This is a genomic window from Exiguobacterium sp. UBA5002, assembly GCF_002396765.1.
Classification (GTDB): Bacteria; Bacillota; Bacilli; order Exiguobacteriales; family Exiguobacteriaceae; genus Exiguobacterium_A.
Map to the genome: position 1 here is coordinate 1 of NZ_DGYQ01000002.1, position 4,938 is coordinate 4,938.

Below are 4,938 nucleotides of genomic sequence, written 5' to 3' on the forward strand. Positions count from 1 at the left end.
TGACAGGGAGCAGTTCACATACGCTCCTTCTTGTTTCATTTACATATTTGTAGACCCGGGTCGTCTTGCCATCCTTTTTCGATCACACGTCGCTGAAAAATCGAATGACGCGCGGTACCGACTTGAAAAGGTGGCGTCGGTCGAATGATCCGATCCATAAAGTCATCTGCTCCATATGGAAGGTAAAGTTCAAAGTCTGGTCGTCTCGTCACGCCGATTGCTGTGACGGTCTCAGGAAACTGTGAAATCGCATCCTTTGCGGACTGATAAGGTGGTAATCCATTGACGAGATGCATTCGCGTTTGATTTTTAACAGACCACGGTAAATCTATCCATTCACATAATTGCCGCTCATGTTTTTTTCCGTCGTTTCAGAAATATCCGATGGGTCAAAATAGACGATATCGATGTCCGACTGTGCGTTTTGATCAATGCCCCAAATCTTCGAACGAAGGACACCGGCACAAATCCACCAATCCGGTAAATCGAGTCGTTCCACGATCGTCAGCATGAGCTGCACTTCTGAGTCCTCTCGTAATCGTCGTTCGATATCCACTAAATTCATGCATTTCTCCTCCGAATCTACTTCCTAAATGATGACTCTTTCTTCAGTTTATCTCAATTCATCGATTAGGAAATCATTTCCTTCTTTTTATTGAGAACGATTAAACAAACAGCTCGTTCTCAACGTATCTATCCATACGTTCGAACGAGCTGTTCTTAAATGCGGATCAACACGATACCTCCAAGCATGACAAGCAGACTGACGATTTGAACACCCGTGACCGGTTGTTTCTTTGCACCGAACCAGCCGAAACGATCAATCAACAGACTGCCAGTCAGTAAACCAATCGTGACGATCACGACAGCGAGACCTGTACCGACGAGCGGAACGATGAAGGCATTGCCGGCAACGAATAATGCACCAATCAATCCACCGATCCAAATCCAGGCGGGGAATGGTTGCGAGCGATCAATTTGCCACTTCGTTCGTAAAATCAGATTCAGCAACAACAAAGCGATCGTTCCGATGACGAACGAAATCAAGGCACCTTTCACAGCTGAACCGAGAACACTTCCAAGATGACCATTGATAGCCGTTTGAGCAGCACCCAACGTACCAGTCAGAATCCCGAACACACGCCAGAGAAACAACGATTTTTCTGTTGATGCCATCTGTTGCTTGTGGCGCCGTGCTAAATAGTCACCGAGCGCGACCGTTCCGACGACACCGAGTAACACAAGCGTTGCACCGATGATCCGCGTTAACGAAAGTGTCGTGACGTTCGCTTCAAACAATCCGAAATGATCAATCAACAGTCCCATGATGACCTGACCAAAAATCGGCATGATGACCGTTTGGACGCCTCCGAGTCGCGGAAACAACAAGATGTTCCCGGTCAAATAGATGACACCGAGTACCCCTCCAGCCCAGATCCAGTACGGTTCATCGGCAGCAGCTGTGAGACCTGTGAGGTTCCCTTCGACCAGCAACACAAGAATCAATAAGAATAATGAGCCAATCGAAAAGGAAATCAGCGAAGCGAGGAATGGCGAACCGACGACGCCCCGCAATCGCGTATTGACACTCGTTTGAACCGGTACGAGCAAACCGATGATAAATCCAATGATGATTGCAAGCATACGAGGACCTCCTTATTCATGTGCCCTTTCATCATACGGCAGTCTCGCACGCTGAAGCGACCGGAATGCTCAAAAAGGAGCCGGTTCAACGACCGGCTCCACGAATTAAATCTTTTTCCACGACTTCGGATGCGTCCGCAATTCCTTCTTCGTCGGATGCTCGACATCGAGACGTTTTCCGTTTCGTTCAAGTAGCATATCTGATACGAGCAAAGCGATAGCAAACACGACGTAGACGGCAAAACTTAGGAAAAATGGTAAATCGAATACGATTAGTATTGGAAAGAATAATCCCATTAAAATGACGAACAGAAAATCTGTTACATACTGCCATTGAATGATTTTCTTCATCTGTGGTTCTATCGTTAAAGCCATATCACGTTCGACTTCTTGCGAGTGGATCCGCGCAATCCAGACTAGTGCTACAAATAATAAAAATAGTGGCCAGTACATGTCCCGATTGGCGACGACCAACAGGATGCTAAAGCCGTACAGTAACGAGCTGTACAAACGTGATTTAGCGAGTTGACGTTTTTCTTCTTGAATGAACGCGATACGTTCGGCTTTCGTTTTCATTTAAATCCCCCAACTGATTCAACGTACCTGTTTAATCTGATCGAACGGTTCGTGATCGACCGATGTATTCGACCTTATTCTGAAATACGCGGTACATCCGGTATTCTCCAGTCGGTGCCGATTTCAATTGAACGGCAATCTGGTGACGTCGTGATTTTGATGATTCGGACGCTACGAAATAAGGTTTGACTGACGCAATATTGTCGCGCCCGAACTGCTTCGTCACGTGCCGAACGACTTGCACTTCAACAATCTGCTCATAGGTTGCATCCCGTTCATCTGCGATCATCCACCAACCAACACCGCCAATCACTACAAGTAATAAAATCGCCCCGATCGTTTTTCGCAATTCGATCCCCCCGGTTCACTTGCCCATACTTACTGTTTCAATTCGTGAACGAGGTTTTCCTGCTTCCGTCGGGTGACGAACCAAGCGATGGCTAGGACAAGCACCACCAAACCGGCACTGGTTCCAGCAATCGTCGGGACGTTGAGATAGAATGATCCTGTATCATCAATCCGTGTCACGAAGATTGTCGCACCAAGACCACTGATCAGTCCAAAGATGATGCCGCTCCCAATGAACAAGAGCATTTGTATGAGTGTCAATTGACGCAGCCTTTTTCGAGTCAGCGCAATCGTTCGTAGCAAGGCATACTCGCCTCGTTTTCCACTCACGAAACTGAGTAAGGCGTTTGCAAGTCCGAACCAGACGGATCCACTCATGACGACAAGCGCAATGATGAAGACGAACCAACGTTCCGTCGTTTGTTGCTCCGCATCATGAAGCGCGTCAGATAGTCGATTCATTTGCAATGTCGGATAACTTTGCGTGATCTCTGATATTTTTTTTGTCACTTGCGCCTTCTTTAACTTGGATGGAACGTCGATAAAGACATTCAAGATGTGATCGCTTGGTTGCCGTAGCTCCTCATTCCGCCAATCCACGAGGATGTCTGGTGCTATCTTCTTTTCGATTCCAACGATTCGGAATTGACCGAGCGAAACACTTCGCTCTTGTTCCCCGTCCCATCGGCCGAGCGGCAACGTATCGCCTTTTTGGAGACTGTGTTTTTTAGCGAAGGTACGTGAGATGATGATTCCGTCTGTGTCACTCGTCTGTTCTCCTTCTAAGACGTCAAGACGACGATAGTCCGTCACTTCGTACTCGATTGAGACATATTCTTGAGGCAACTGGTATTCAAAGGAGCTTCGAGACGATAGGAAGGTCGCTTTTGCGCCAGGTAACTCGGTTTCAATCCGTCGAATCAATTGTAGCGGGTCTCCTTGCGATCCTTCATCCAAACGACTCTTTAAGACGACTTCCGTCGGATATTGGCTGATGATGTACTTCCGCTCGTTTTGTTGCACCGTCTCAAGGAACGTCGAGCCGATGACGACGATAATCATCAATACTTGAACGATCAGCATCAACCAGGCATTTTTCCGAAGTTGCGGCAACACGCCCCGGAAGGCGACGAAACTCGTCGGTCCCGCTAACCGACGAACGATCGGTTCCGCTCGATGGAGCACTCCTTTCAAGAGGAGCGGCGTCGCGAGATACATCGTCAGTAAAAAAGCGACGGTCGCACCGAGCCAGGCGATCGCCCGTGACCCACCCGTACTGGCAATCACTTCAGCGAATAATACTAAGCTGCCGGTCAATCCACTGCTGAACAGGACGAGACGTTTTCGCCGGGTCGGTCGTGACGCCGTTTTCAGATTTTCTCGCAAAACGTGGAGTGGTAACACATCCCGTTTTCGATAAGCCGTACTCGCGAGCAACAGCAGAATTAACAAGGCACTACCGAACGTTACGAGCATCAAGAACGCTCCCTGATCAATCATGAGGGAGACGATCATTTTACCCTCTGTCGGCCATACGAGTTGACCAAGTAACGGTAAGCAAATACTGCCTAGAATCGTAAGCATCATTCCGGCTAAGACAATCAACCCAGATTGAACGAAGAACAGCTGGAACAGTTGTCGTGTTGTCGCTCCAAGCGTCCGCATGATCGCAAATTGGACAGCATGTTTGCGTAAATACAAGTCGAAGTTCGCCATCAAGATGAAGCCGGAGACGACAAGGATCAGTACTGACAAGATTCCGATGTAGCCGTTCAGCGCCGGTGAGAGCGCTTGCCCCTCCGCAAGTTCAATTCGGAGCTTCGGATTCGCTTTGACGAGTGTATCGGCATAGTGGACGAAATCCACCTCTTTTTTTAGATTGAGCAAGACGGCTTTCGTTTCGATTGGATGGTTCTTTTTCAGATCAGCATACGAAAGCAAGACTTGATCGTGCGAAGCTTCAGATGTTTTTGTATTTGGTAAAATCTCACGGATTTGATACGTCGCTTCTCCAACGCGAAGCGTTTGTCCGACACTACGATCAAGCGACGTCGCGAGTCGAGCTGACACGATCGCTTCTCCCTGTTTCAAATCGTTCGTGAAATGATACCGACTTTTCTTCAGAGCATCTGAATGAACTCCCATCGTTTCCACGTCGGCCATCGTTAGACCAGCGACGCGCGCTGTCGTCTGTAAGATCGACTCTGCGTCCAAGACATCGTGATCCTTTTTAAGTTGCTCAAACACGGACTGAACCGCCTGCTCATCTTCAGGTGTATATTTGACCGTCAGATCGACTTGACCATATTTTTGTACACGTTCTGTCTCGATAGCGGCTTGATTATGTAGGACGAATTGTAATATTAAGTG

The 4,938-nt window shown here is 47.9% G+C and carries 4 protein-coding genes and 1 pseudogene; all 5 read right to left on the reverse strand.

Annotated features, from left to right (window positions below; translation table 11 throughout):
* Positions 1-35: 35 nt before the first annotated feature.
* Positions 36-565: pseudogene (locus B4C70_RS15150) on the reverse strand (nucleotidyltransferase family protein).
* Positions 566-720: 155 nt separating this feature from the next.
* On the reverse strand, positions 721-1,644 hold the full coding sequence (locus B4C70_RS00105; protein ID WP_290776177.1) for a DMT family transporter: 924 nt from the start codon (positions 1,642-1,644) through the stop codon (positions 721-723).
* A gap of 105 nt (positions 1,645-1,749) precedes the next feature.
* Entirely contained in the window at positions 1,750-2,220 is a 471-nt protein-coding gene (locus B4C70_RS00110; protein WP_214729392.1) for a hypothetical protein, read from the reverse strand.
* A 31-nt stretch (positions 2,221-2,251) separates the two neighbouring features.
* The gene (locus B4C70_RS00115) at positions 2,252-2,569 is read right to left on the reverse strand and encodes a hypothetical protein (RefSeq protein ID WP_035407705.1); all 318 of its coding nucleotides are present in this window, start codon (positions 2,567-2,569) and stop codon (positions 2,252-2,254) included.
* A gap of 29 nt (positions 2,570-2,598) precedes the next feature.
* Positions 2,599-4,938 (reverse strand): ABC transporter permease (locus B4C70_RS00120; protein ID WP_290776179.1); only part of this gene is annotated, 2,340 nt, incomplete at its 5' end.